The organism is Dokdonella sp. (assembly GCF_051958935.1).
GTDB lineage: Bacteria > Pseudomonadota > Gammaproteobacteria > Xanthomonadales > Rhodanobacteraceae > Dokdonella_A.
This window is the reverse complement of the sequence record NZ_JBQCFP010000018.1, coordinates 100,783-125,268: the sequence shown is the minus strand read 5'-3', so window position 1 is coordinate 125,268 and position 24,486 is coordinate 100,783. Positions and strand designations below refer to the sequence as shown.

The following is a 24,486-nucleotide window of genomic DNA, read 5'->3' as shown; positions in this document are numbered from 1 at the left end:
GTTCGCGCGCGCCCGCGTCGACGAGCGCGAACGCCGCGGCGCGCGCGGCGCCGCCGGCGCCGAGCAGGAGCACGCGCAGGCCACGAGTATCGATTCCATGGCGGGCGAGGTCGCGCAACAACCCCACCCCGTCCGTGCTGTCGCCGCGCCACGCGTCGCCGTCGCGAATGAGCGTGTTGACGCTGCCGCAGCGGCGCGCGCGCTCGGACAGCGCGTCGCACAACGCGGCCGCATCCTCCTTGAGTGGCAAGGTCACGTTCGCGCCGCGCCCGCCGTCGCGCGCGAATGCGACGAGCGTCGCCGCGAACGTCTCGCGCGCGGCCTCGATCGCGCGGTAGTCGAGCCGGATGCCGAGCTGCGCCCCGAACGTCGCATGGATCCGTGGCGACAATGAATGTGCGATCGGCTGGCCGAATACGGCGTAACGGTCCATGCGGCTTCCGGGGAAACAGGCCAACCAGGGCGAGCCAGCAAGCCAAGCCAAGCCTGAAACATGAATACACGAAGTAATGGAACAATCGGCAAAAACTTCCGACACGGAGCACACGGAGGAAGGGATGGAAGAAAACCGATCTCGTGAAAAGCCTCTCCTCCGTGTGCTCCTTGTGCCCCGTGTTTCGATCGTTCTGGGCAACTGCCCTTCTTCGTGCGCGCTTGTGTTTCAGGCTGTTCGCTGTTGCTTCTCGATCGTCCGCGTCAACCGCGCAACCAGCGCGCGGCGTCGAGGGCGAAGTAGGTGAGGATCGCGTCGGCGCCCGCGCGGCGGATCCCCGTGAGGGCTTCGAGCACGCAGGCGCGCTCGTCGAGCCAGCCGTTCGCGAATGCGGCCTTGAGCATCGCGTACTCGCCGCTGACCTGGTAGGCGAGGGTCGGCACGCCGAAGCGGTCCTTCACGCGCCGCACGATGTCGAGATAGGGCATCGCGGGCTTGACCATGACCATGTCGGCGCCTTCCTCGAGGTCGAGCGCGACTTCGCGCAGCGCCTCGTCGCCATTGGCCGGGTCCATCTGGTAGGTGTACTTGTTGCCCTTGCCGAGGCTGCCGGACGAGCCGACCGCGTCGCGAAACGGGCCGTAGAACGCGGACGCGTACTTCGCCGCGTAAGCGAGGATGCGCGTGTTGACGTGGCCGTCGACTTCGAGCGCGGCGCGGATCGCGCCGACGCGGCCGTCCATCATGTCCGACGGCGCGACGATGTCGGCGCCGGCCTCGGCATGCGAGATCGCCTGCTTGACGAGCGCCTCGACGGTCGCGTCGTTGACGACGTAGCCGCGCTCGTCGATGAGCCCGTCCTGGCCGTGCGTCGTGAACGGATCGAGCGCGACGTCGGTGATGACACCCAGATCGGGCAGCGCCTGCTTCAGCGCGCGCACCGCACGCTGCGCGAGGCCGTCGGGATTCCACGCCTCGCTCGCGTCGAGGGATTTCGCTTCGGGCGGCGTGACCGGGAACAGCGCGAGCGCCGGAATCCCGAGGCCATGGGCTTCCTCGGCAAGGCGCACCAAGCGGTCGATCGAGACGCGCTCTACGCCGGGCATCGACGGAATCGCTTCGGCGACGTCGCGCCCTTCGCGCACGAACACCGGCAGGATCAGGTCGGCGGGGGTGAGGTCGGTTTCGCGCATGAGCGCGCGCGAAAACGCGTCGCGGCGCATGCGGCGCAGGCGGGTGTGCGGGTAGGCCATCGGATGCAGGGAGATCGTCGAACAGGGAAAAACGAGCCATTGTACGCGGCTGCCGGCGCCGGCCATGCGGCACGGCGTCACGCTCGTTTCGCGCCGCAGCATGAAAAACTGTTAAGCAATCGTTAGTCCTTCGGGGCGTATCGTGGTCAAGTGCTGCGCAGTACCCGCTGTCCCGATAACAAGAACGCTTCAGAGAACACGAACGTGATGTCCCCGATCCTGATCGCCGCGCTGTGCGGGATGGCCCTGCTCGTCGCCGTGTGCGTCCGTCGCATCCCCCAAGGCCAGGTCTATACGCTGCGCAGCCGCGGCGGCCGCATCCGCACCGTCGGTGCCGGCCTGCATGTCGTGCTGCCACTGGTCGAGCGGGTCGCGCACAAGATCGACCTCGCCGGGGCGACCGTCGCGGTGGATCGGCTGCACCGCGGTGCCCAGGACTATCGCGCGCTCGTCTACTTCCAGGTGCTCGATCCGCAGCGCGCGGATGTCGTCATCGACGACCTCGAGGGCCTGCTGCAGGTGACCACGCGCAGGCTGTTCGACTACGCCGTATTGCCGGACGAGGCCGAGGCACGCCGGCGCTGGCTCAAGCAATCGCTCAACAGCGAACTGCGCGACCGCGGCCTGCTGGTCGCGCGCGTCGACCTCGCCGCGGCCTGAACATCGCCCGCGCGGTGGATTTTGCGCCTCCGCGCGCGGATACTGCGCGCCCCTCGTATCGTTGCGACCGCCATGTCTGACCGCGATCCGCTGCGGCGGCGCCTCGGCGCGGGTCTCGCAGCCCTCGGACTCGACCTGCCCGACGCCGTCGTCGCGCGCCTGCTCGATTACGTCGACCTGCTGCACCGCTGGAATTCGACCTACAACCTCAGTGCCGTGCGCGATCCGGCCGCGATGGTCACGCGCCACCTGCTCGATTCGCTCGCGATCGTGCCGTACGTCACCGGTTCGACGCTCGCCGACCTCGGCACGGGCGCGGGGCTGCCGGGCATTCCGCTCGCGATCGTCGCACCGGATCGCGCGGTGACCCTGGTCGACTCGAACGGCAAGAAGACGCGCTTCCTGCGCGCGGCCGTGCGCGAGCTGCGCCTGGCGAACGTGAGTGTCGCGGAGGCGCGCGTCGAGGCGGTGCAGGGCGAGTTCGACTGCATCACCGCGCGTGCATTCGCGACCCTCGCCGACATGCTTGCCTGGGGCGGGCACCTGCTCGCGCCCGCCGGCCGCTGGCTGGCCCTCAAGGGGCGCCAGCCGCAGGACGAAATCGATGTGCTCCCGGCTGGCTTCACGGTCGAGGCGGTCGTGCCGCTGGCCGTGCCCGGTTTGGAGGCGGAGCGCCACGTGGTCATAATCAGGGGTTCCGGCGCCGACGGCCCGGGCCGACAGGAACGGGTGGTACGGGCATGACGCGCATCATCGCGATCGCGAACCAGAAGGGCGGCGTCGGCAAGACCACGACCGCGGTCAACCTGGCCGCAGCGCTCGCCGAGGAAAAACACCGCGTGCTGCTGATCGATTTCGATCCGCAGGGCAACGCGACCATGGCATCCGGCGTCGACAAGCGCTCGGCCAAGCCGAATGGCTGCGAAGTGCTGCTGGACGAGGCCCCGATCGAACGCGCGATCGTGACCACCGAAGGCGGTTTCGACCTGATGCCCGGCAACGGCGACCTCACCGCGGCCGAGCTCAAGCTGATGGACGCGCTCGCGCGCGAATCGCGGCTCAAGGAACAGATCGCCAAGCTCGGCGACCGCTACGAGACGGTGCTCATCGACTGCCCGCCGACCCTGCACCTGCTCACGATCAACGCGCTCACCGCCGCGCACGGCGTGCTGATCCCGGTGCAATGCGAATACTTCGCGCTCGAAGGACTCACGAGCCTGCTCGACACCATCAAGGCGGTGCGCATGCGCCTCAATCCGCAGCTCGAAGTCGAAGGCCTGCTGCGCACCATGTACGACGTGCGCAACAACCTCGGCAACGAGGTATCGCTGCAGCTGACCAAACAGTTCGGTGACAAGGTGCTGCGCTCGATCATCCCGCGCAACATCCGCCTGGCCGAGGCGCCGAGCCACGGCAAGCCGATCAACCTGTACGACCGCGAATCGCGCGGCGCCGTCGCCTACCTGAGTCTCGCCGGCGAAATGCTGCGGCGTCACCCGGCGGCCGCGGCGGCGACGCACTGACGCGACGAGGAAACCGCACGCATGGCAGCCAAGAAACGCCCCTCCAGCCTCGGCCGCGGCCTCGACGCCCTGCTCGGCGGCGGTGGTGACGCGCCGGCCGCCACGGTCGACACCGAGGGCGAGCTGCGCACGCTCGAGATCCATGCGATCCAGCCGGGCAAGTACCAGCCGCGGCACCACTTCGACGCCGAGCCGCTCGAGGAACTCGCCGCGTCGATCAAGGCGCAAGGGCTGATCCAGCCGGTGGTCGTGCGCGCGATCGGCGCGGACCGTTACGAGCTCATCGCCGGCGAACGCCGCTGGCGCGCGGCGCAGCAGGCCGGCCTCGGCGAGATTCCCGCGCTCGTGAAGGTCGTGCCCGACCAGGCCGTCGTGGCGATGGCGCTGATCGAGAACATCCAGCGCGAGGACCTCTCGCCGCTCGAGGAAGCGCAGGCACTGTCGCGCCTCATCGACGAATTCGGCCTCACCCACCAGCAGGCCGCCGAAGCGGTCGGCCGCTCGCGCGCGGCCGTGTCGAACCTGCTGCGCCTGCTCGAGCTCCCGGCCGAGATCAAGCGCCTGCTCGACGACCGCGAACTCGAAATGGGCCACGCACGCGCGCTCGCGACCCTGCCCGAGGCGCGCGCGGTTGCGCTCGCCCACGTCGCGGTCGAGAAGCGCTGGTCCGTGCGCGAACTCGAGGACGCGGTGCGCCAGTCGGCGGGCGACGGTGGCAAGCCGGCGAAGCCCGCGGCGCGGCCGGATCCGAACATCGCCGCGCTCGAACGCGACCTCGCCGAGAAGCTCGCGACGCGCGTGCGCCTCGCCCACGCGCGCAACGGCCGCGGCAAACTGGTGATCCATTACCACAGCCTCGACGAGCTGGACGGCATCCTCGAGCGCATCCGCTGACGCCCCGGGGCGGAGGCCATCCCCGTTTTCGGGGAAATTTCCGGAGCGGGCAACCGGCGCCTGCCATTGCGGTACCCACGAGGATCGCCACCCCTGGGGAGTACCGTCATGCGCCGTACCGTTCTAGCCGTCGCCGTCACCCTGGTTTTCGGTTCCGCCTCCGCGCTCGCCGCCATCCACGACGTCAGTGTCGGCGGCGCGGCCGGCTTGGCCTACAGCCCGTCGAACCTGACCATCAACGTCGGCGATACCGTGAGATTCACCAATGCCGGCGGCTTCCACAACGTCGTTTCCGATACCGGCGCCGTGACGTCGTTCCGTTGCGCGGCCGGCTGCGACGGCAGCGGCGGCAACGGCAATGCGAGCAGTTCGTCCTGGGTCGCCGAAGTCACCTTCCCGACCGCCGGCACGATCGGCTTCTACTGCGAGATCCATGGCGGCAACGGCGGGAGCGGCATGTCCGGTTCGATCGTGGTCCAAGCCGCGGCGACGCCAAGCGTCGAAGTGGCGCCGGGCAGCGTGAGCGCTTCGGCCCCGGCGGGCGGCAGCGCCAGCACCGGCTTCGAACTCGCCAATACCGGCGGCGCCACGCTGGACTGTACGCTCGACACGTCCTCCACCGGCTGCACCGCGCCAATCGACGTGCCGTGGATCGTGCTCGCGCCGACCTCGGGCTCGATCGCCCCGGGCGCCACCGCGGCGAGCATCGACGTGACCCTCGATGCCTCGAGCCTGACACCGGGAGCCTACAATGCGAACATATGCGTGCACAGCAACGACGTGGCCAACGACCCGTTGACGCTACCGGTCAGTTTCACCGTCAATACGCCCGACCTGATCTTCGAAAACGGCTTCGATGGGTGATCCTTAGCGCATGAGGGAAGGTGCAAGCCAGGACGGCAATCCCCGGTCTGTCGGCGTGGCGGGTAACCGCCAGCAACAGTTCGAGGCACTCGTGCGCGCGCATTCGGGCGAGCTCTACCGCTACGCGTACTGGCTCTGCGGCCAGGACGCGCTCGCGCAGGACCTGGTCCAGGAGACCTTCCTGCGCGCATGGCGCTCACTCGATGCGCTGCGCGACGACATCGCGGCGAAAGCATGGCTGGCGACGATCCTGCGACGCGAACACGCGCGCCTGTACGAACGCAAGCCGATGCCGACCACCGATATCACCGATCTCGAACTCAGCGACGATTCGCCCGGTCCCGAGCACCGCGGCGAGGACGCCGTGCTGCGCGCGGCGATCGCGCGGCTCGAACCGAAGTACCGCGAGCCGCTCGTGCTGCAGGTACTCGGCGGTTTTTCCTGCGCCGAGGTCGCCGCGCAGCTCGGCATCAGCGAATCGGCGGTGATGACCCAGGTTTTCCGCGCGCGGCAGAAACTGCGCGCGCTGCTCGACGGCAAGGAACCGGAGGCGGAGCTGCATGGACTGCCTTGAGTTCCGCCGCCTGCTGGGCAGCGACCCGCGCGCCGGCACGGACGCTGCCCGCGCGCACATGGCGACGTGCCGCGACTGCGTTGCGCTCGCCGCCGACGCACAGGCGTTCGAAGCGCGCCTGTCGGCGGCGCTCGCGGTGCCGGTGCCCGAGGGACTGGCCGAGCGCATCCTCGCCGCGCGTCCCGAGGCGACGGTCGAACCGTTCCAGCCGCGGCGCCGACTCGGCTGGATCGCGCTTGCCGCGGCCGCGAGCGTGCTGATCGCGTTCGGCGTGGTGCGCCATCGCCAGTCGACGAGCCTGCGCGCGATGGTCGCCGCGCACGTGAGTGCACCCGACGAGCACGAGGCGCTCGCGCTGGTCGCGCCGGTGCCGCCGGCCGAGGTCGAGCAGGCGTTCGCCGATCGCGGCGTGACGCTCGCCGACGTTCCGCCCGAAGTCGCCTACGTCGCGGAGTGCCCGATCGGCCGCTGGCGCAGCGTGCACATGGTCAGCGCGGGCGCGGGCGGTCCGGTCAGCGTCGTCTACATCGCGCGCGACCGCGCCGGGAAGGCGTCCGCGTTCCGTCGTGCCGGCCTCGTCGCGCGCGAGGTGCCGATGGCCGACGGTACCCTGTTCATGCTCGCCGCCACCGACACGCGCTTCGATGCGCTCGAGCACGCATGGCGCAACGCGCTCGAAGGCCTGCCGAGCGTCGCTTCCGGCAGCAATTGACGAATCGCGAAGCGCGGTCCCCGCGGCAATTGCGCGCACTCCGGCGCGGCGATCGACGCCGCGGCCGGCAAAACCGGCGATAATGCGCGCCTTTCGCGAACCGATCCGTCGCCATGCCCGCACTGTCCGTGGTCGTGCCCGTCTTCAACGAGCGCGACAACATCCCGCCGCTGCTCACCGAGATCGCCGCGGCGCTGCGCGGCCGCGTCGATTTCGAAATCGTCTACGTCGACGATGCGAGCAAGGACGACAGCCTTGCCGTGCTCGCCGCCGCGAAGTCCGTCTATCCGGAACTCCGCGTCGTGCGCCATCTCGCGCAGAGCGGGCAGAGCACGGCGATCCGCAACGGCGTGAAGGCCGCGCGCGGAGACTGGATCGCGACGCTCGACGGCGATGGCCAGAACGACCCCGCCGACATCCCCAAGCTGCTCGCGATGCGTGACGAGTCGCCGGCGACGATCAAGCTTTATGCCGGCTGGCGAGTGAACCGGCAGGATTCGGGCAGCAAGCGCTGGGCATCGAAGTGGGCGAACGCGATCCGTTCGCGCCTGCTGCGCGACGACACGCCCGACACCGGTTGCGGGATCAAGCTGTTCGAACGCGCGAGCTTCCTCGACCTGCCCTATTTCGACCACATGCACCGCTACCTGCCCGCGCTGATGCAGCGCGCGGGGTGGCAGGTGAAGTCGGTGCCGGTCAACCACCGCCCGCGCAGCAGCGGCACGTCCAAGTACAACAATCTCAACCGTGCACTCGTGGGCATCGCCGACCTGCGCGGCGTCGCCTGGCTCATCAAGCGCTCCAGGCGCACTGCGGCCGAAGAGCTCTGATTTCGCCCACCGGGAAGCGCGAGCGGTTACCCGGTGTTCTGTAGGGCCTGCGCGACGCCGTGCACCCCCGAGACGAGCGCGCCGAACAGCGCGTCGTCGGCCGAGCCCGATGCACGCCACCGCTGCAGCAGGTCGACCTGGATCAGGCTGATCGGGTCGGTATACGGGTTGCGTAGGCGGATCGATTCGGCCAGGCGCGGATCGTCGGCGAGCAGCTGCCCGCGGCCACGCAGGCGCAGCAGCCAGCTGGCCGTGCGCTCGAACTCGGCCGCGATGCGGGGAAAGAACCTGTCATGCAGCGGGCCGGCAAGCTGCGAGAAGCGCTCGGCGATGCCGAGATCGCATTTGGCGAGCAGCATCTCGAGGTCTTCGAGGAGCGTGCGGAAGAACGCCCAGTCGCGCGTCATCTCGGCGAGAACCGCCTCGTCGCCGCGTGCGGCGGCGCGCTCGAGTGCCGTACCGACGCCGTACCAGCCGGTGAGTCCGGCGCGGCACTGTGTCCAGGCGAACACCCACGGGATCGCCCGCAGCGACTCGACGCCGCCCGCGCCGACGCCGCGGCGTGCGGGCCGCGAGCCGAGCGTCATGCGCTCGATCACGTCGATCGGCGTGGCGAGGCGGAAGTAGTCGACGAACCCCGCAGTACCCGCGACGAGTTCGCGATAGGCCGACGCGCCGTCCTCGGCGAGCGCGCCCATCGCCTCGCGCCAGCGCGCTTCGCGCGGCTCCGGCGGACGCGGCCGCAAGGTCGCGAGCAGCACCGCGCCGGTCGCCTGCTCGAGGCTGCGCAACGCGAGCGCACGAATGCCGTATTTCTGGTGGATCACCTCGCCCTGTTCGGTCACGCGCAGGCGGCCATCGACGGCGCCGCGCGGCGCGGCGATCACGCCGCGCGTGACCTTGCCGCCACCGCGGCTGATCGAGCCGCCGCGTCCGTGGAAGAACGTGAGCGTGATGCCGTGCATGCGCGCGACCGAGAGCAGCTCGACCTGCGCGCGCTGCAACGACCAGCGTGCCGCGAGGATGCCGCCATCCTTCGCACTGTCGGAGTACCCGAGCATGATCATCTGGCGATCGCCACGTGCGCGCAGGTGGTCGCGATAGACGCGGTCGGTGAGCAACGCGGCGAATGTCGCCGGTGCCCCGCGCAGGTCGTCGATCGTCTCGAACAGCGGCGCGACGTCGAGCGGCACGGCACCGGAGTCGTCGACGAGCCCGCCGGCTCGCGCGAGGGCGAGCACGGCGAGCACGTCCGCAACGCTGCCGGCCATGCTGATCACATAGGCGCCTAGCGCCGCATCGCCGTGCCGCGCGCGCGCGTCGGCGAAGGTAGCGAACACGGCGCAGCAGGGCGCGAGCGTTTCGGTATCGGCGCGCACGTCGATCGAACGGCTGCCTTCCGCGTAGGGTGCCAGCGCGCCCGCGCGCGCCACGGCGTCCTCCGGCAGCGGGCCGAGCGCCTCGGCAAGCGCGGCCGCGTGCACGCGCGAATCCTGCCGTGCGTCGAGCCGCGCGAGATGGAAGCCGAAGGTCGCGATGCGCCGCTGCAGCCGGCGCACGGCGAACCAGCCCGCGTGCGCACCGGCATTCGCGCGCAGGCTCGCCGCGACCAGTTCGATGTCGGCGGCGAACTCGCCGATGCGTGTGTAGCCGCCCGGCGCGTCGTGTGCGCTTGCCGCGAGGCGTGCGCCGACGAGCTGCAGCAGGCAGCGATAGGGCATGTTGCGGTGGCGTGGGCGGATCTTCGCGGCCGCGTCGGGCAGGAGGTCACGGTAAGTCGCCACGCGCGCGAGCACGCGCTCGTCGACGCCGACGCGGTCGAGCGTCTGCGAGAGCAGGCGCGCGAGTCCGACGCACTCGCGCCGGTAGCAGGCGAGCACGATCTGGCGCTGCTTGCGCAATGCGGCCGCGATCGTCGCTGCGCCGACATTGGGATTGCCGTCCATGTCGCCGCCGACCCACGAGGCGAAGCGCACGATGCGCGGCAACGCGGGGCAGGTGCCGTAGACCTCGGTGATCGCCTGTTCGAGCACTTCGTAGAACACGGGAATCACGCGATAGAGCGGGTCGGAGAGGTAGAAGTCGACGTGGTCGAGTTCGTCCTGCACCGATGGACGCACCAGCGAGAGATCGGCGGTCTGCCAGCTGCACGTCAACGCCATGCGCAGGCGCGCCCAGTCGACCGCGCGCTCGGCCTCGGTGCGCGGACCTACGAAATCGGCGATCAATGCGCGCACGATCTCCTGCTCCTTTTCGAGCAGCGAGCGGCGCGACGCCTCGGTCGGGTGCGCGGTGAAGACCGGCTCGACGTCGATGCGCGGCAGCGCGTCGAGCAGTTCCGCGGCGTCGACGCCGGCCGTACGCAGGCGCAGCAGCACGTCGTGCAGGCCGTCCGGTTGGGGCGCCGCCCCAGCGAGCTGGTAGTCGCGCCGGCGGCGGATGCGCTGCACGCGCTCGGCGATGTTGACGACTTGGAAGTAGGTCGAAAAGGCTCGCCCGAGCGCGTCGGCCTCGCGGGCCTCGAGCCCGGACAGGCGCCCGGCCAGGGCCTCGGCGCCCTCGCCTTCCTCGCGGCGGCGGATCGCTTCCGTGCGCGCGGCTTCGACGCGCTGGTAGAACGCACCACCCGCCTGCTCGACGAGCAACTCGCCGACGAGGCGCCCGAGCCGGCGCACGTCGTCGCGCAGGGCGGGATCGGTCGGTTCCAATGCCGTTTCGCGCGTCGTTGCCACGGTTGCCCGGCTCCGTTACGGGGAATCGTGGACTCTACCAGCGCGGCGCGGCTCGCCGCCGGGCGCCCGCACCGGGTCGCGCAGCCAGGCAGATCCGCCGCTGCGCGGCTGGACCCGCCCCGAGGGCATTGAGCCGCCACTTGCCGCAAGCCGCTGATTCCGCTATAAAGCGCGGCTCCCTGCGCCTTTCATCGCCCTTCGGGTACGCGGATTCCGGCATGCGGTCCGCCCGCGTCGATCGGCCAGGGGCTTCCAGCACCGCATGGCGCATCGTCGCCGCTGGGCCGCCGCCGTCCTGGCCAAGGTCGGCACCGAGTATCCGAGGTTCGCAATGTCCAGAGTCTGCCAAGTCACCGGGAAGGGCGCCCTTTCCGGCAACAACGTTTCCCACGCCAACAACAAGACGCGGCGCCGCTGGCTGCCGAACCTGCACGAGCGCCGCTTCTGGGTGCCGAGCGAAAACCGCTGGGTGAGCCTGCGCGTGTCGAGCCACGGCCTGCGCACGATCGACAAGAAGGGCATCGAAGTCGTCATCGCCGAACTGCGCAAGCGCGGCGAAAAGGTCTGAGGAGGACAACACCATGGCATCCAAGCGCGACAAGATCCGTCTGATCTCCTCGGCCGGCACCGGCCACTTCTACACCACCGACAAGAACAAGAAGAACACGCCGGAAAAGATGGCGGTGAAGAAGTACGACCCGGTCGTGCGCAAGCACGTCGAATACAAGGAAGGCAAGATCAAGTGACCGCAGGATGCGGTCATCCCGTGCAGTACATGGATGTACGCTGACACGGGATCCAGCTCCTCCTCATCCGGCGGCCGCCGGGATCCAGCGCCTTCAGGCACACGAAAAACCCGCCTCCATGGCGGGTTTTTTCTTTTTCTTGCGCGCACCGCGCAGAGGTAGGCAACGCCGTCATCCCGTCGAAAGCCGGGATCCAGCTCCTTCAGGCAACACGGGACGCCCTTCCCATGGCCATGCCGTTCAGCCCGGTTTCCGCCGGGACGGCGAGCCGGGGGGCATTCGTGCGGTCAGCGAAAGGCTCCGCGGGTGTTCCTTTGCACGCGCCTGAGGCAGCATCCGCCCATGGAACCCAACCCCCTCTCTCACCCACTTGAGCGCACGCCCGCATCGGACGGCAGCCAATCCGCGCAGTCGGAGCCGGCGGCCGCTGCTGGCGACCCGGTCCTCGTTTACGACGGCGTCTGCCTCCTGTGCAGCCGCTGGGTGCGCTTCGTGCTCGCGCACGACCGCGCCGGCCGCTTCCGCTTCGCATCGATGCAATCGGCGAACGGACGCGCGTTGCTGCGCCGGCACGGCCTCGACCCGGACGATCCCAATTCCCTGCTCCTGCTCGAGCGCGGACACGCGAGCACCGACAGCGAGGCGATCGTGCGCGTGCTCGACGGCTTGGGTGGTGCGTGGCGCCTGGCGCGCGTGTTGCGGCTCGTGCCGCGCGCTTTGCGCGATCCCGCCTATCGCTGGCTCGCCCGCAACCGCTATCGCTGGTTCGGCCGCAGCGACGCCTGCTGGCTGCCTGCGCCGGAACACGCGGCGCGTTTCCTCGACTGACGCGCAAGAAAAAGCCCGCACGCGGCGGGCTCTTTCCAAGACTTCGACACGCCGGCCGTCAGGCGGCTTCGCTCGCGAGACGGTAACCCTTGAGGCGCGCGGCGAATTCGGCGAGCGTGCGGATGCCGGTCTGCTCCGCCTCGCGGCACCATTCCTTGAGGCCTTCGAGCATGCCTTCGGCGTTGCGGCCGTTGCGCTCGGTGAGCTCGGCCAGGCGTGCGCGGAACTCGCACACGGTGCGCAGCTGGGGGTGCTTTTCGGTGAACGCGGTCATGCGTTCACGCGAGGCCGCGTCGAGCCAGCGGCCGCCGTTGCCGAGCGCCTTGCGCAGCTTGCGTGGCAGCGCCTTGATGCCCGCGCCCGCATTCGCGGCTTCCTCGCGCAGCGTCGGTGCGATCACGCCGCGGAAGTAGTCGCTCATGACGTGGAAACGGTGCGACAGCAGCGCCTTCACGGTCTCGGTGTCCGGCAGGTTCATGTTCGGGCGCACGTCGAGCGCCGGCGCCACGCGCAGCACCTCGGCGAGGCCGAGCTTCTCGAGGCCGCGGATCGCGACCCAGCCAATGTCGAATTCCCATTTGCGCAGCGCGAACTTCGCCGAGCTCGGGAACGCATGATGGTTGTTGTGCAGCTCTTCGCCGCCGATCCAGAAACCCCACGGCGAAACGTTGGTCGAGGTGTCGGCCGACTCGAAGTTGCGATAGCCCCACCAGTGGCCGATGCCGTTGACGAAGCCGGCGGCCCAGAACGGGATCCATACCATCTGGATCGCCCAGATCACGCCGCCGACCGCGCCGAACAGTGCGAGGTCGATGATCGCCATCAGGGTCGGGCCCCAGTACGGGTGGCCGCTGTAGAGCACGCGCTCGAGCCAGTCATCCGGCGTGCCGCGACCGTACTTCTCCATGTCCTCGCGGTTTTCGCTCGCCTCGCGGTACAGCTCGACGCCTTCCCAGAAGACCTTGCGGATGCCGTACACCTGCGGGCTGTGCGGATCTTCCTCGGTTTCGACCTTCGCGTGGTGCTTGCGATGGATCGCCACCCACTCCTTGGTGACCATGCCGGTGCTGATCCACGACCAGAAGCGGAAGAAGTGCGCGACGACCGGATGGAAGTCGACGCCGCGATGCGTCTGGCTGCGATGCAGATAAAGGGTGACCGTGAAGATCGTCAGCTGGGTCACGACCAGCAGGTAGATGATCCAGGTGCCCCAGCTGGCCTGGGTCAGGCCGCGGGCGGCGAGGGAAATCAGTGTATCGGACATGGACTTGCGCGGAACCCCAGGAGGAGATGGCCACTATACGCGCACTCAAGTGGGGTCGCCATGCGACCGCGTCAACCTTTGCGACCGCGATCGCGCATTCAGGCTTGCCGCCGGCGCGCCGAACCCTTGACAATCGAACGTCGTGACATCGCCCACACCCACCCTCGCACTCGTCCAGGCCGGCCGTCGCCTCTCCGGCCGCGATGTCGTGCGCGCGCTGGATCTGGAGCTCGCGCGTGGCGAGGTGCTCGGCCTGCTCGGCGTCAACGGCGCCGGCAAGACGACGACGCTGCGCATGATCGCGGGCGTGCTCGCGCCGACATCCGGCAGCGTACGGTTGGCCGGCGAAGATCTGCACGAACATCCCGGACTCGCGCGCCGGCGCATCGGCTATTTGCCGGAAACGCCGCCGTTGCACGCCGAGCTCGATACCGGGGAATACCTCCGATTCTGTGCACGCCTGCACGGTGTCGCGCGTGGTGCGGTCACCGCCGCGGTCGAGCGTGCGATCGAGCGCTGCGAACTCGGTGAGCTGCGCCACCGCCCGCTCGGTGCGTTGTCCAAGGGGTATCGCCAGCGTGTCGGTGTCGCGCAGGCGATCGTGCACGAACCCGAACTCATCGTGCTCGACGAGCCCGCGTCGGGACTCGACCCGGTCCAGGCGCTCAAGCTGCGCGAACTCGTGCGCGGGCTCGGCCGCGAGCACGCGGTCGTGTTGTCGACGCACGTGTTGCCCGACGTTTCCGCGTGTTGCGATCGCGTCGCGATCCTGCATCGCGGCGAGCTGCGCCATGTCGGCGACGTGCATGCATCGGCGACGACGTCGCTGCGCGTCGGCGTCACGCGCGCGCTGCGCGCGGACGACTGGCGTGCCCTGCCGATGGTTGCCGCGGCCGAGCCGCTCGACCTCGCGCACTGGCGCATCGAACTCGCGCCCGGCAGTGCGATCGATGCGTTCGCCGCCGCCGTCGTGGCGCAGGGGTTCGGCCTGAACGCGCTTGGCGCCGATGCGCTGCCGCTCGAGTCGACCTTCCTCGCGATCGCCGCGAGCGACGCGCCGGCCGCGGCCGCGGCCGCATGAGCGCGACCTGGCTCATCGCCAGCCACGAGTGGCGGCGCCTGCGCGCGCAACCGTTCGCCTGGACGCTCGCCGCGGTCGTGCTCGCGTTCATGGCCTGGCAGTTCCTGCTCGCGCTGCAGGGATTCGTCGACCTCGCGCCGAAACTCGGCGGGCTGAAGGATGCGCCGGGCGTGAGCGATCTCGTCGCGATTCCGTTGCTGCGCAGCCTGTCGAACCTGCTGCTGCCGCTGGTGCCGCTGGTCACGATGCAATCGTTCGCGGGCGAGCGGCGAGCGGCGACCTTGCCGTTGCTGCTCGCGAGCGGCGTCGGCGACCTCCACATCGTGCTCGGCAAATTCATCGCCGCGTTCGGCTATGTCGTCGTGCTGATCGCGCTGGTCGCGGCGATGCCGCTCGCGCTCGCCGCCGGCACCGCGCTCGACCTCGGCAAGATCGGGGCCGCGCTGCTCGGCCTCGCCCTCTTCGCAGGCGCGCTGAGCGCCATCGGCGTGCTCTGTTCGGCCTGGGCATCGCAGCCCGTGCTCGCGGCCGCGGCCGCGTTCGCGCTGTCCGCATTGCTCGCCGTCGTCGACGCGGGTGCGCGCCTGCAGGGCATCACCAACGCGGGCATCAACTACCTGGCCCTGCCGACGCATCTCGAATCGTTCTTCCGCGGCATCGTCGCGAGCGTGGACATCGGCTACTTCGTGCTCGTCGCCGCGGTCGCGCTCGCGTTCGCCACGCGCCGGCTCGACGCATTGCGCGGGAGCGCCGATTGATGCGCGAACGCCTCGGCCATGTGCTGTACGCCGTGCTCGTGCTGCTCGCCGCGGCGCTGCTCGCGTTCCTCAGCACGCGCCTGGGCTTCGTCCGCGACTGCAGCCACGGCCAGGACGCGAGCCTCGGGGCCGACTCGCTCGCCTTGCTGAAGACGCTCGATGGTCCGGTCGAGGTGACGAGCTACGCGAGCCGCCAGGGCGGCCTGCGCGCGGTCGTCGCCGACTTCATCGATCGATACCACCGCGCCAAGCCCGATCTCACGTTGCGTTTCGTCGATCCCGATGCCGACCCGGCCGCAATGCGCGCGGCGGGCGTCAATGTCGACGGCGAGCTGGAGCTCCGTTACCGCGAGCGCAGCGAACGCCTCAAGGTACTCGGCGAGGGCGAATTCTCCGGCGCGCTGCTGCGCCTGTCGCGCAGCCACGAGCGCATCGTCGCGTTCCTCGAAGGCGAGGGCGAACGCCAGCCGCTCGGCAAGGCGAACGCGGATCTGGGCTCCTTCGTGGCGACCCTCGCGGGCCGCGGCGTGCGCGCGGTACCACTGCCGCTCGCGAGCACCGGCAAGGTTCCCGACAACGCCGACCTCGTCGTCGTCGCGAACCCGCAGGTGAAGCTCGACGCCGCGCTCGTCGCGGCGCTCGTCGACTGGGTCGATCGCGGCGGCGCGCTGCTCTGGCTGACCGAGCCCGGCGAGAACGCCGGCCTCGACGACCTCGCGTCCGCGCTCGGCGTGCGCGTGCTGCCCGGCGTCGTCGTCGACGGCAACGGCCAGGCGTTCGGCCTCCAGGATCCGAGCTTCGTCGCGATCAATGCCTACCCGCCGTCGCCGATCACCAGGGACTTCGCGCTCACGACCCTGCTGCCGCAACCGGCCGCGCTCGCCAGGCGCAGCGACGCGCATTGGGCCGTGCAGCCGCTGCTGCGCTCGAGCGCCCGATCGTGGAACGAAACCGGCCACATACCGAAGGGCGGCGAGCAGGCCGATACCGTTCGCCAGGATGCCGACGAGGGCGAGATACCCGGCCCGCTCGACCTCGCGTTCGCGCTCAGCCGCGTCTCGCCGCGGCCGGACAAGCGCGAGCAGCGCGTCGTCGTGGTCGGCGATGGCGACTTCCTTTCCAACAGCTACTTAGGCAACGGCGGCAATCGCGAGATGGGCCAGCGCATGTTCGACTGGCTGCTCGGCGACGACGCGCAGATCGCCGTGCCCGACCGCAGCGCGCCGGATCGCCAGCTCGCGCTGTCGCAAGCGGCGCTCACCACGCTCGCCGTGCTGTTCCTCGTCGCGCTGCCGCTGCTGCTCGCGGGCACGGGCATGGCGCTTTGGTGGCGCCGTCGCCGGCGTTGAAGACGGTGGGCGGATGCGTGCGTGCTAGGCTGCAGCGATGAGGCGACGCGCACGCACGCTGGTGTTCCTGATTGGCGCGGTCGCGCTACTCGGCGTAGCGGTGCTCGCCGAACTGCGCCATGAGCGCGCGCTCGCACTCGATCCGTTGACGACGCTCGACCTCGCCGCGGTGAAGCGCATCGAGGTGGACTGCATGGGTTGCGTCGCGCGGCACTACGAGAAGGTCGACGCGCACTGGCGCCAGCGGGATCCGGACGCGCCGGCCGACGAAGCGATGGTCGAGCGTCTGCTCGCGATCGCGCATGCGCCGGTACGCGTGCGCCACGCGGCCGGCGACCTCGAGGCGGCCAAGGTCGGCCTGGCGCCGCCGTTCGCGACCTTGCGCCTCGACGACACCGAGTTGCGCTTCGGCGGCACCGATGCGATCCGCGGCGACCGTTTCGTCGCGGTCGGCGACGCGATCGCGCTCGTGCCCGACCGCTTCAGCGCATGGCTGTTCAAGGCCGCTGCGTTGCCGGGCAAGGAGTAGACATGCCCGAACTGCCCGAAGTCGAAACGACGCGGCGCGGCCTCGCGCCGCACCTCGTCGGACGGCGCGTCGTCGCGCTCGACGTGCGCCAGCCGAGATTGCGCTGGCCGGTCCCGCGTGAACTGCGCGAGCAACTGCCCGGCCAGCGCATCGACGCGATCGAGCGGCGCGCGAAGGACCTGCTCGTGCACACCGAACCCGGCAGCGCGTTGCTGCACCTCGGCATGTCCGGCTCATTGCGCGTGTTGCCGGAGACCACGCCGGCAGGGCTTCACGATCATGTCGACTGGCGCCTCGATTCGGGCCAGGTACTGCGCTACACGGACCCGCGCCGCTTCGGCTCGCAGCTGTGGCAGCCGCGCGGCGAGACGCACGAACTCCTCGCGGGGCTCGGCCCCGAGCCGCTGTCTGAAGCCTTCGACGGCGATCACCTGTGGACGCGCTCTCGCGGGCGCAGCGCGGCGGTCAAGCTGTTCGTGATGGACCAGGCGATCGTGGTCGGCGTCGGCAACATCTACGCGAGCGAGGCGCTGTTCGCCGCGGGCATCCATCCCCGGCGTGCGGCCGGCAGTGTCTCGCGCGCGCGCTACGCGCGACTCGCGGCGGAGGTGAAGCGCATCCTCGCTTACGCGATCCGCCGCGGCGGCACGACCCTGCGGGATTTCATCAGCCCGGACGGCACGCCGGGCTACTTCGAGCAGGAACTCATGGTCTACGGGCGCGCGGGCGAACCGTGCCGCGCCTGCGGTACGCCGATCCGCGCGAGCGTGATCGGCCAGCGCTCGACCTTCCATTGTCCGCGCTGCCAGCGGTGACGCGCCGCGCCGACATCGCTAGACGGGCCAGTCCAACGCGACGTGGCGATTGTTGAACTCCGGATCGTCGGGCGCGCCCGCAACGCGGAGCCGCATACCGTGCGGCACGCCGTCCACTTCGACCTCGCGGCTCTCGTCGACGATGCCGCCCATCGCCTGGAACTCGGCGAAGCGCTCCGCGAGCTCGCCCGCGATCGCGACCGCCGCGGGCGGCACGTTGCGGATGCTGATGTCGGGCCGCGCGAACTTGCGCATGCCGCGCGTATGCACCCAGGAGCGGCCCGCGTTGCGCTCGTCGTCGCTGCACAGGATCAGCACGTGGTCGCGCGTGCGGAACACGTCCGCGGTGAAGCGCTCGCGCCATTGCGTCGCGTCGAACATCGACAGGATCTGCGGATCGACCACGGCGACGCCGCCGCCGTCCACCAGCGCGGTGATCGTGCCGACGAGGTCGCGCAGCGGATCGAGATTGGCCGGGTCGCGGATCGATCCGCGCAGCATCGTGCAGTCGCGCGCGCTCGTGGCACGTTCGAAAAGGCGCGCGTCCTCCTCCCACAGCAGGCGCCCGAGCGTGCCCGCGAGCGGATAACCGTCCCAGCGCGCGAGCGCGCGGTTCTCGTAGCGGACGACATCGATGCCGGGCGGCGTCCCGCGCGTTCGATAGCGGTGCGCATCGATGACGAAGCCGGGGTCGAAGGTACCGAACACGAACCAGAGCAGGAACGCCTCGTCGCCACCATCGCGCCACTCCGGGCGCGGCCATGCCGGCGCGCTCATGCGGACTCCCGCGGCTGGTCGAGCGGCAGCACCGGCTGCTGCAGTTCGACCGTGCTCTCGCCGGCCATGATCTTCTTGAACTCGGCACGGCTGACCGAGACATAGCGGTCGTTGCCGCCGATCTCGACCTGCGGGCCGTCGGTGACGGCGCGGCCGTGTTCGTCGACGCGCACGACCATCGTCGCCTTGCGCCCGCTGTGGCAGATCGTCTTGATCTCGACGAGGTTGTCGGCCCAGGCGAGCAGGTACTGGCTGCCTTCGAACAGTTCGCCGCGAAAATCCGTGCGCAGGCCGTAAGCGAGCACCGGGATGCCGAGCACGTCGACGATGTCGCCGAGCTGCCAGGCCTGCGCCTTGGACAGGAACTGCGCCTCGTCGACGAGCACGCAGTCGAGCTTGCCGCGCGAGGCAATGTCGGCGCGCGCGAGCGACATCAGGTCGTCCTCGCGCGTGAAGCGGCGCGCGTTCGCGCGCAGCCCGATGCGCGAGGCGACGACGCCCTCGCCCGCGCGCGTGTCGAGCTGCGGCGTGAGGATCAGCGTGCGCATGCCGCGCTCGTGGTAGTTGTACGCGCTCTGCAGCAGCGTCGTCGTCTTGCCGGCGTTCATCGCCGAATAATAGAAATACAGTTTCGCCATCGATGCGGACGCGGTGTGCGGAGCGGGCGCCCAGCATACCCGCCCGATTGAATCCGCGCCCGGCTGCATCCGCGCGGCGAATCGCGCGAGAATGCATGCATGAACGCCGTTCCAGAGGGCTCGGCCGCAGCCGCCGCAGCCGCCGCGCGCCTCGCCACCTTCATCGAAGCGCACCCGCGCCTCTTCGTGCTCGGCGGTGCCGGCATCAGCACCGCATCGGGCATTCCCGACTACCGCGACCTGGACGGCGGGTGGAAGCGCACGCCGCCGATCACCCTGCAGGCGTTCGTCGGCGATGCATTCGCGCGCTCGCGCTACTGGGCGCGCAGCCTCGTCGGCTGGCGTCGCTTCGGCGCTGCGCAACCCAATGCGGCACATCGTGCGCTCGCCGCGCTCGAACGACGCGGCCGCGTCGCGCTGTTCGTCACGCAGAACGTCGATGGCCTGCACCAGGCAGCCGGCCACGAGGCGGTCGTCGACCTGCACGGCCGGCTCGACCGCGTGCGCTGCCTCGCCTGCGAGCGGCGCCTGCCGCGCGTCCGCTTCCAGCAGGAACTCGAACGACACAACCAAGACTGGCTCGCGTTCGACGCGCTCGACGCGCCCGACGGCGACGCCGATCTGGAAGGCCTCGCGTTCGAACGCTTCGTCGTGCCCGACTGCGACGAGTGCGGCGGGCTGCTCAAGCCGGACGTGGTGTTCTTCGGCGAGAGCGTGCCGCGCGAGCGCGTGGAGCGAGCGACGCTGGCACTCGAAGAAGCCGATGCGATGCTCGTCGTCGGCTCGTCGCTGATGGTCTACTCGGGCTACCGTTTCGCGCGCGCGGCCGCGCAGGCGCGCAAGCCGATCGCCGCGCTCAACCTCGGGCGCACGCGCGCGGACGATCTGCTGTCGCTGAAGATCGAGGCCGATTGCGCGGCAGTGCTCGGCGCGCTGTGACCGCGCAACCGCGTCACTCGAAACCGTCGGCGAACAGATTTTTCCCGGTGGGGACCGCCCTCCCGTTACGCGTTCGCGCGGCGAAAACCCCGATCCGGGCGACCTCGAGGCTTGCCTTCGCCGCATCCGGCCAATGCGCGGACCGGCGCGCCGCGCGCCCGTGCGCGGCCTGTCAAGCTGTCGGTGGCGGCCGTCGCGCGGCACAATCGCCGTCCGTCCCGCCTCGCGTCGACGATCCGCACCGATGAGCCTCAACCCGCAACAACGCGCCGCCGTCGAGTATTGCGACGGCCCCCTGCTCGTGCTCGCCGGCGCGGGTTCGGGCAAGACGCGCGTGATCACCGAGAAGATCGCGCACCTGATCAAGCGCCGGCAGATGCCGGCGACGAAGATCGCCGCGATCACGTTCACCAACAAGGCCGCGCGCGAGATGCGCGAGCGCGTCGGCAAGCTCGTGTCGGGCACGGCCGCGGAAGGCCTCACCGTGTGCACGTTCCACGCGCTCGGCCTCAAGTTCCTGCAGATCGAGCACGCGCGCGCGGGGCTGCGCCGCGGTTTCTCCATCCTCGATGCGGACGACACGCAGGGCATGATCAAGGAGCTCGCGCCGAAGGCGATCAAGCCCGATGCGCTGTTCGCACTGCAGTCGCTCGTCTCGCGCGCGAAGAACGAGGGACTCACGCCCGAGCAGGCCGCGGCGGCCGCGGCAGGCGCGCGCGAGCGCGAGGCCGCGGAGATCTACGCGACCTACCAGCGCCGCCTCGCCGCGTTCAATGCGGTCGACTTCGACGATCTCATCCGCCTGCCGCTCGCCGTGCTCGAAGGCGACGAAGAAGCCCGCGCGGGCTGGCGCGAGCGGCTTCGCTACCTGCTCGTCGACGAATACCAGGACACGAACTCGGCGCAGTACCGCCTGGTCAAGGCGCTCGCGGGCGAACGTGGCCTGTTCACCGCGGTCGGCGACGACGACCAGTCGATCTACGCCTGGCGCGGCGCGAACCCGGAGAACCTCGCCGAGCTCGCAAGCGACTATCCGAAGCTGCGCGTGGTCAAGCTCGAGCAGAACTACCGCTGCGCGAGGCGTATCCTGCGCTGCGCGAACAAGGTGATCGCGCACAACGCGCACCTGTTCGAAAAGCGCCTCTGGAGCGAGCAGGGCGAAGGCCCGCCGGTGCGCGTGCTCGAATGCCGCGACGACGAGCACGAGGCCGAATGCGTCGCGGGCGCGATCGCGCATCTGGCCGAAAAGCACAAGGCGCCGTGGCACGAGTTCGCGATCCTCTATCGCGGCAACCACCAGTCGCGCGCGCTCGAAAAGGCGTTGCGCCTCGCGCGCGTGCCGTACCACGTGACCGGCGGCACCGCGTTCCTCGATCGCGCCGAGGTCAAGGACCTGCTTGCCTACCTGCGCCTGATCAACAACCCCGACGACGACGCGGCGTTCCTGCGCGTGGTCAACCTGCCCAGGCGCGATATCGGTGCGACCACGCTCGAGAAGCTCGGCGAACTCGCCAGCGTGCGCCACGTATCGTTGCTGCGCGCGGCGCAGAGCGACGCCGTGCTCGGCCAGCTGACCGGTCGCGCGGCATCGTCGCTGGTCGCGTTCACCGGCCTCGTCCGCGACCTCGCGGCGAGGGCCGAGCGCACGCCCGCGGCCGATCTCGTCGACGAGCTCGTGACGCGTATCGGCTACGCCGACCACATCGCCGCGCAGGTGAAGGAGCCCGCGCTGCGCGAGCGTCGCCTCGAGAACCTGAAGGAACTCGGCGAGTGGTTCCGCGCGATGCAGAAGGAGGGCGCCGCGGGCGACCTCGCCGCGCAGCTCGCCCTGCTCAGCCACGGCGACCGCGACGACCCGGGCAACGCCGCGCGCCTGATGACGCTGCATTCGGCGAAGGGACTCGAGTTCCGCTTCGTCTTCCTCGTCGGTGTGGACGATACGACGCTGCCGCACGAAGGCAGCATCGAGGAGGGCCGCATCGAGGAGGAACGGCGCCTGCTCTACGTCGGCATCACGCGCGCGAAAGAGCAGCTGTCGCTGTCCTACGCGAAGCGGCGCAAGCGTTTCGGCGAGATCATCGCCAACCAGCCGAGCCGATTCCTCGCCGAGCTTCCGGGCGACGACCTGCACTGGTCCGGGCGCGACGCCGAGCAGGACGCCGTGCACAAGCAGGAACTCGCGTCCTCGCACATCGCGCGCCTCGCCAGCCTGCTCGCCGTTTGATCGTGCCTGCTGACACGCGCTGTCAGCAGGCGCCTGCGGACGATGCATGCTCGCGGCGCGCATCTGCGAAGATTCCCGCCCACATCTTTCGGGTCGCTCGCATGGCCGCGCATTCGAACTTCCGAAGCATCCTCGTCGCGGTCGGCGCGCTGCTCGCCGGCATGGCGTCGTACCAGGGCGGTGCAGCGCTCGCCAAGCACCTCTTTCCCGCGGTCGGTGCCGAAGGCGCGACCGCGTACCGGCTCGGCCTCGCCGCGCTGATCCTGCTCGCATGGCGGCGGCCGTGCCGCAACGCCCACGCGAACCGGGATCGGCGCGCGTTGTGGGGTTATGGCCTCGCGATCGGCGTGATGAACCTGCTGTTCTACCTTTCCCTGCGCACGATCCCGCTCGGCATCGCGGTTGCGCTCGAATTCACCGGCCCGCTCGCACTCGCCCTGTTCGGCTCGCGGCGCTGGGTCGATGTCATCTGGATCGCGCTGGTGGTGGCGGGCCTGCTCATGCTGTTGCCCGTGCGCGGCGAGGCGCAGGCGCTCGATCCGCTCGGGGTAGCGCTCGCGCTCGCGGCGGGTGTCGGCTGGGTGCTCTACATCGTGCTCGGGCGCAGGGCCGGTATTTCGTACGGCGCCGATGCGGTGACGCTCGGCACCTCGATCGGCGCGCTGCTCGCGGTTCCGATCGGTTTCGCGCATGCGGGCGCCGAGCTGCTGTCACCGGCGCGGCTGCCGTTCGCAGTCGGCGTGGCCGTGCTGAGTTCGGCCTTGCCCTACACGCTCGAGATGGTCGCGCTGACGCGGCTGCCGTCGCGCACCTTCGGCACGCTGCTCAGCCTCGAGCCCGCGCTCGCGGCTGCGGCCGGCGCGGCCTTCCTCGGCGAGCGCCTCGATGAGCTGCAGTGGCTCGCGATCGCCGCGATCGTCGCGGCTGCCGCCGGCACCGCGCTCAGCCTGCGCCAGGCGGAGACGGCGCCGCCACCGGCATGAATCCGCGCGCGTCGCCTCAGATCAGTTTCAACGTCGACAGTTCGCGCTTGAGGTAGGCGTAGTAGATCGGCGCGGCGACGAGGCCGGCGGCGCCGAACGCGGCTTCCATGAACAGCATCGCGATGAGCAGCTCCCACGCGCGCGCGCGGATCTGTGTGCCGACGATGCGCGCATTGAGGAAGTACTCGAGCTTGTGGATGAGGATCAGGTAGACGAGCGCCGAGATCGCCACGCCGAACGAGAGCGACAGTCCCACCACGAAGATGAGCGTGTTGGAGATCAGGTTGCCCACGACGGGCAGCAGGCCGGCGACGAAGGTGATCACCACGAGGCTCTTCGCGAACGGCAGGTTGGTGCCGAACAGCGGCAGCACCACGAGCAGGAAGATCGCAGTGAACAGCGTATTGACCGCCGAGATCTTCACCTGCGCGAACACGATGTCGTGGAAGGCCGCGACGAGGCTGCGGCAGCGCTGCACGAGCGCTTCGACCAGCGGGCCGCGGCGCTTGTCCGGATGCGTCGCCGCGTCGGCGAGCGCGACCATCGCGCCGAGCACCATGCCGATCAGGAGGTGCACGACGACGCGTGCCAGCGTCTTGCCCGCGAGCTGCAGCTGCGCCGCGTGCGCGCGCAGCCATTCGATCGCCGCGGTGCGGAAGTCGTCGATGCTGTCGGGCAGGTGGTCGACGACGACCTGCGGCAGCTGCGCACGCGCACGGTCGATCAGCGGCATCATGCTTTCGAACAACGCGCCCGGCTCACCGAGTTCGCGGCGCAGGAACGACACCGCGCCGATGATCGCGAGCGTGAGCAGGCCGACCACGACCACGCTGAGCAGCGCGACGACGAGGCCGTGCGCGCGCGCGCCCGGAAGATGCCGCTGCAGTGGCGGTGCGAGGGCCTCGACCAGCGCGTAGACGAGCAGGCCGGCGAGCAGCGCGGACAGCAGGTGCAATTGCAGGATGAGGAGCAGCGCGAAACCGGCGAGAACGTACGAGGCGATCCGTATGCGCGAGCTGATCGAAGGATCCATGGGCGTCCCGGGGCGAAGGCGGAGCAAGCGGCCGACGGGCGTCCGTG

The 24,486-nt window shown here is 70.0% G+C and carries 25 protein-coding genes and 1 pseudogene; 19 read left to right on the top strand and 7 right to left on the bottom strand.

The features are described from left to right. Nucleotides 1-433: pseudogene (locus ACTHK2_RS02030) on the bottom strand (shikimate dehydrogenase); the annotation flags it as partial. Between the two features lie 263 nt (nucleotides 434-696). Beyond that, a complete protein-coding gene (gene hemB / locus ACTHK2_RS02025; RefSeq protein WP_440244026.1) occupies nucleotides 697-1,686 on the bottom strand; it encodes a porphobilinogen synthase in 990 nt (329 codons plus the stop codon). A 207-nt stretch (nucleotides 1,687-1,893) separates the two neighbouring features. Here hemB and ACTHK2_RS02020 point away from each other — a divergent pair, with 207 nt between their 5' ends. From ACTHK2_RS02020 to ACTHK2_RS01985, 8 genes are all read left to right on the top strand, one after another. After that, on the top strand, nucleotides 1,894-2,346 hold the full coding sequence (locus tag ACTHK2_RS02020) for an SPFH domain-containing protein (RefSeq protein ID WP_440244023.1): 453 nt from the start codon (nucleotides 1,894-1,896) through the stop codon (nucleotides 2,344-2,346). A 72-nt stretch (nucleotides 2,347-2,418) separates the two neighbouring features. Further along, the gene (gene rsmG / locus ACTHK2_RS02015; protein ID WP_440244022.1) at nucleotides 2,419-3,090 is read left to right on the top strand and encodes a 16S rRNA (guanine(527)-N(7))-methyltransferase RsmG; all 672 of its coding nucleotides are present in this window, start codon (nucleotides 2,419-2,421) and stop codon (nucleotides 3,088-3,090) included. Next, entirely contained in the window at nucleotides 3,087-3,869 is a 783-nt protein-coding gene (locus ACTHK2_RS02010; RefSeq protein WP_440244021.1) for a ParA family protein, read from the top strand. Before rsmG ends, ACTHK2_RS02010 begins: the two co-directional genes overlap by 4 nt. A 21-nt stretch (nucleotides 3,870-3,890) precedes the next feature. After that, nucleotides 3,891-4,763: a ParB/RepB/Spo0J family partition protein gene (locus tag ACTHK2_RS02005; protein WP_440244020.1), complete on the top strand. Its 873-nt coding sequence runs from the start codon at nucleotides 3,891-3,893 to the stop codon at nucleotides 4,761-4,763. A 108-nt stretch (nucleotides 4,764-4,871) separates the two neighbouring features. Next, nucleotides 4,872-5,627: a plastocyanin/azurin family copper-binding protein gene (locus ACTHK2_RS02000; RefSeq protein WP_440244019.1), complete on the top strand. Its 756-nt coding sequence runs from the start codon at nucleotides 4,872-4,874 to the stop codon at nucleotides 5,625-5,627. Nucleotides 5,628-5,637: 10 nt separating this feature from the next. Then, nucleotides 5,638-6,201 carry a sigma-70 family RNA polymerase sigma factor gene (locus tag ACTHK2_RS01995; RefSeq protein ID WP_440244018.1) on the top strand — a complete coding sequence of 188 codons (564 nt, stop codon included), beginning with the start codon at nucleotides 5,638-5,640 and terminating at the stop codon, nucleotides 6,199-6,201. Then, complete coding sequence (locus ACTHK2_RS01990) at nucleotides 6,188-6,913, top strand: DUF3379 family protein (RefSeq protein WP_440244017.1); 726 nt, start codon at nucleotides 6,188-6,190, stop codon at nucleotides 6,911-6,913. Before ACTHK2_RS01995 ends, ACTHK2_RS01990 begins: the two co-directional genes overlap by 14 nt. Before the next feature lie 113 nt (nucleotides 6,914-7,026). Then, the gene (locus ACTHK2_RS01985) at nucleotides 7,027-7,743 is read left to right on the top strand and encodes a glycosyltransferase family 2 protein (protein WP_440244016.1); all 717 of its coding nucleotides are present in this window, start codon (nucleotides 7,027-7,029) and stop codon (nucleotides 7,741-7,743) included. A gap of 26 nt (nucleotides 7,744-7,769) precedes the next feature. On the opposite strand, the gene ppc is transcribed toward ACTHK2_RS01985, so the two are convergent. Beyond that, complete coding sequence (ppc, locus tag ACTHK2_RS01980; protein ID WP_440244015.1) at nucleotides 7,770-10,475, bottom strand: phosphoenolpyruvate carboxylase; 2,706 nt, start codon at nucleotides 10,473-10,475, stop codon at nucleotides 7,770-7,772. A 331-nt stretch (nucleotides 10,476-10,806) separates the two neighbouring features. On the opposite strand from ppc, the gene rpmB reads away from it, so the two are divergent. The 3 genes from rpmB (at nucleotide 10,807) to ACTHK2_RS01965 (ending at nucleotide 12,049) form a co-directional block, all read left to right on the top strand. After that, the gene (rpmB, locus tag ACTHK2_RS01975) at nucleotides 10,807-11,043 is read left to right on the top strand and encodes a 50S ribosomal protein L28 (protein WP_440244014.1); all 237 of its coding nucleotides are present in this window, start codon (nucleotides 10,807-10,809) and stop codon (nucleotides 11,041-11,043) included. Between the two features lie 13 nt (nucleotides 11,044-11,056). Then, on the top strand, nucleotides 11,057-11,221 hold the full coding sequence (gene rpmG / locus ACTHK2_RS01970; RefSeq protein WP_131995653.1) for a 50S ribosomal protein L33: 165 nt from the start codon (nucleotides 11,057-11,059) through the stop codon (nucleotides 11,219-11,221). Between the two features lie 342 nt (nucleotides 11,222-11,563). After that, nucleotides 11,564-12,049: a thiol-disulfide oxidoreductase DCC family protein gene (locus tag ACTHK2_RS01965; RefSeq protein WP_440244013.1), complete on the top strand. Its 486-nt coding sequence runs from the start codon at nucleotides 11,564-11,566 to the stop codon at nucleotides 12,047-12,049. Nucleotides 12,050-12,107: 58 nt separating this feature from the next. Here the strand turns inward: ACTHK2_RS01965 and ACTHK2_RS01960 are convergent, their stop codons facing one another. After that, nucleotides 12,108-13,313, bottom strand: a complete 1,206-nt coding sequence (locus tag ACTHK2_RS01960; protein ID WP_440244012.1) for a DesA family fatty acid desaturase — start codon at nucleotides 13,311-13,313, stop codon at nucleotides 12,108-12,110. A 142-nt stretch (nucleotides 13,314-13,455) separates the two neighbouring features. Between ACTHK2_RS01960 and ACTHK2_RS01955 the strand changes: the two genes are divergently transcribed. From ACTHK2_RS01955 to mutM, 5 genes are read left to right on the top strand one after another with little or no spacing between them, the layout of a single operon-like run. Next, on the top strand, nucleotides 13,456-14,394 hold the full coding sequence (locus ACTHK2_RS01955) for an ABC transporter ATP-binding protein (protein WP_440244011.1): 939 nt from the start codon (nucleotides 13,456-13,458) through the stop codon (nucleotides 14,392-14,394). After that, nucleotides 14,391-15,152 carry an ABC transporter permease gene (locus tag ACTHK2_RS01950; RefSeq protein ID WP_440244010.1) on the top strand — a complete coding sequence of 254 codons (762 nt, stop codon included), beginning with the start codon at nucleotides 14,391-14,393 and terminating at the stop codon, nucleotides 15,150-15,152. Before ACTHK2_RS01955 ends, ACTHK2_RS01950 begins: the two co-directional genes overlap by 4 nt. Further along, nucleotides 15,152-16,501 (top strand): GldG family protein, encoded by a 1,350-nt coding sequence (locus tag ACTHK2_RS01945; RefSeq protein WP_440244009.1) that lies wholly within the window; start codon nucleotides 15,152-15,154, stop codon nucleotides 16,499-16,501. The genes ACTHK2_RS01950 and ACTHK2_RS01945 overlap by 1 nt, the downstream gene beginning before the upstream one ends. A gap of 37 nt (nucleotides 16,502-16,538) precedes the next feature. Then, on the top strand, nucleotides 16,539-17,030 hold the full coding sequence (locus tag ACTHK2_RS01940; protein WP_440244008.1) for a hypothetical protein: 492 nt from the start codon (nucleotides 16,539-16,541) through the stop codon (nucleotides 17,028-17,030). 2 nt (nucleotides 17,031-17,032) lie between these two features. After that, nucleotides 17,033-17,845, top strand: a complete 813-nt coding sequence (gene mutM / locus ACTHK2_RS01935; RefSeq protein WP_440244007.1) for a bifunctional DNA-formamidopyrimidine glycosylase/DNA-(apurinic or apyrimidinic site) lyase — start codon at nucleotides 17,033-17,035, stop codon at nucleotides 17,843-17,845. Nucleotides 17,846-17,863: 18 nt separating this feature from the next. Here mutM and ACTHK2_RS01930 read toward each other — a convergent pair whose 3' ends face one another. Together ACTHK2_RS01930 and ACTHK2_RS01925 are read right to left on the bottom strand one after the other, a co-directional pair. After that, nucleotides 17,864-18,622 (bottom strand): hypothetical protein, encoded by a 759-nt coding sequence (locus ACTHK2_RS01930; protein ID WP_440244006.1) that lies wholly within the window; start codon nucleotides 18,620-18,622, stop codon nucleotides 17,864-17,866. After that, nucleotides 18,619-19,260, bottom strand: a complete 642-nt coding sequence (locus ACTHK2_RS01925) for a thymidine kinase (protein WP_440244005.1) — start codon at nucleotides 19,258-19,260, stop codon at nucleotides 18,619-18,621. Before ACTHK2_RS01925 ends, ACTHK2_RS01930 begins: the two co-directional genes overlap by 4 nt. Before the next feature lie 99 nt (nucleotides 19,261-19,359). Between ACTHK2_RS01925 and ACTHK2_RS01920 the strand changes: the two genes are divergently transcribed. The 3 genes from ACTHK2_RS01920 to ACTHK2_RS01910 all read left to right on the top strand — a co-directional run bounded on the left by ACTHK2_RS01920 (nucleotide 19,360) and on the right by ACTHK2_RS01910 (nucleotide 23,406). Further along, nucleotides 19,360-20,199: an NAD-dependent protein deacetylase gene (locus ACTHK2_RS01920; protein WP_440244004.1), complete on the top strand. Its 840-nt coding sequence runs from the start codon at nucleotides 19,360-19,362 to the stop codon at nucleotides 20,197-20,199. Between the two features lie 244 nt (nucleotides 20,200-20,443). After that, the gene (locus ACTHK2_RS01915) at nucleotides 20,444-22,423 is read left to right on the top strand and encodes a UvrD-helicase domain-containing protein (RefSeq protein WP_440244003.1); all 1,980 of its coding nucleotides are present in this window, start codon (nucleotides 20,444-20,446) and stop codon (nucleotides 22,421-22,423) included. A gap of 101 nt (nucleotides 22,424-22,524) precedes the next feature. Then, on the top strand, nucleotides 22,525-23,406 hold the full coding sequence (locus ACTHK2_RS01910; protein ID WP_440244002.1) for an EamA family transporter: 882 nt from the start codon (nucleotides 22,525-22,527) through the stop codon (nucleotides 23,404-23,406). A 16-nt stretch (nucleotides 23,407-23,422) separates the two neighbouring features. Here the strand turns inward: ACTHK2_RS01910 and ACTHK2_RS01905 are convergent, their stop codons facing one another. Next, on the bottom strand, nucleotides 23,423-24,439 hold the full coding sequence (locus ACTHK2_RS01905) for an AI-2E family transporter (RefSeq protein ID WP_440244001.1): 1,017 nt from the start codon (nucleotides 24,437-24,439) through the stop codon (nucleotides 23,423-23,425). Nucleotides 24,440-24,486 lie beyond the last annotated feature (47 nt).

Coding starts and splice junctions, on each gene's coding strand:
- ACTHK2_RS02000 (WP_440244019.1), top strand. CDS start 4,872: ATGCGCCGTACCGTTCTAGCCGTCGCCGTCACCCTGGTTTTCGGTTCC.
- ACTHK2_RS01920 (WP_440244004.1), top strand. CDS start 19,360: ATGAACGCCGTTCCAGAGGGCTCGGCCGCAGCCGCCGCAGCCGCCGCG.
- ACTHK2_RS01910 (WP_440244002.1), top strand. CDS start 22,525: ATGGCCGCGCATTCGAACTTCCGAAGCATCCTCGTCGCGGTCGGCGCG.
- ACTHK2_RS01905 (WP_440244001.1), bottom strand. CDS start 24,439: ATGGATCCTTCGATCAGCTCGCGCATACGGATCGCCTCGTACGTTCTC.
- ACTHK2_RS01985 (WP_440244016.1), top strand. CDS start 7,027: ATGCCCGCACTGTCCGTGGTCGTGCCCGTCTTCAACGAGCGCGACAAC.
- ACTHK2_RS01995 (WP_440244018.1), top strand. CDS start 5,638: ATGAGGGAAGGTGCAAGCCAGGACGGCAATCCCCGGTCTGTCGGCGTG.
- hemB (WP_440244026.1), bottom strand. CDS start 1,686: ATGGCCTACCCGCACACCCGCCTGCGCCGCATGCGCCGCGACGCGTTT.
- ACTHK2_RS02020 (WP_440244023.1), top strand. CDS start 1,894: ATGTCCCCGATCCTGATCGCCGCGCTGTGCGGGATGGCCCTGCTCGTC.
- rpmB (WP_440244014.1), top strand. CDS start 10,807: ATGTCCAGAGTCTGCCAAGTCACCGGGAAGGGCGCCCTTTCCGGCAAC.
- mutM (WP_440244007.1), top strand. CDS start 17,033: ATGCCCGAACTGCCCGAAGTCGAAACGACGCGGCGCGGCCTCGCGCCG.
- ACTHK2_RS01915 (WP_440244003.1), top strand. CDS start 20,444: ATGAGCCTCAACCCGCAACAACGCGCCGCCGTCGAGTATTGCGACGGC.
- ACTHK2_RS01950 (WP_440244010.1), top strand. CDS start 14,391: ATGAGCGCGACCTGGCTCATCGCCAGCCACGAGTGGCGGCGCCTGCGC.
- rsmG (WP_440244022.1), top strand. CDS start 2,419: ATGTCTGACCGCGATCCGCTGCGGCGGCGCCTCGGCGCGGGTCTCGCA.
- ACTHK2_RS01990 (WP_440244017.1), top strand. CDS start 6,188: ATGGACTGCCTTGAGTTCCGCCGCCTGCTGGGCAGCGACCCGCGCGCC.
- ACTHK2_RS01965 (WP_440244013.1), top strand. CDS start 11,564: ATGGAACCCAACCCCCTCTCTCACCCACTTGAGCGCACGCCCGCATCG.
- ACTHK2_RS02005 (WP_440244020.1), top strand. CDS start 3,891: ATGGCAGCCAAGAAACGCCCCTCCAGCCTCGGCCGCGGCCTCGACGCC.
- ACTHK2_RS01930 (WP_440244006.1), bottom strand. CDS start 18,622: ATGAGCGCGCCGGCATGGCCGCGCCCGGAGTGGCGCGATGGTGGCGAC.
- ACTHK2_RS02010 (WP_440244021.1), top strand. CDS start 3,087: ATGACGCGCATCATCGCGATCGCGAACCAGAAGGGCGGCGTCGGCAAG.
- rpmG (WP_131995653.1), top strand. CDS start 11,057: ATGGCATCCAAGCGCGACAAGATCCGTCTGATCTCCTCGGCCGGCACC.
- ACTHK2_RS01945 (WP_440244009.1), top strand. CDS start 15,152: ATGCGCGAACGCCTCGGCCATGTGCTGTACGCCGTGCTCGTGCTGCTC.
- ACTHK2_RS01925 (WP_440244005.1), bottom strand. CDS start 19,260: ATGGCGAAACTGTATTTCTATTATTCGGCGATGAACGCCGGCAAGACG.
- ACTHK2_RS01960 (WP_440244012.1), bottom strand. CDS start 13,313: ATGTCCGATACACTGATTTCCCTCGCCGCCCGCGGCCTGACCCAGGCC.
- ACTHK2_RS01940 (WP_440244008.1), top strand. CDS start 16,539: ATGAGGCGACGCGCACGCACGCTGGTGTTCCTGATTGGCGCGGTCGCG.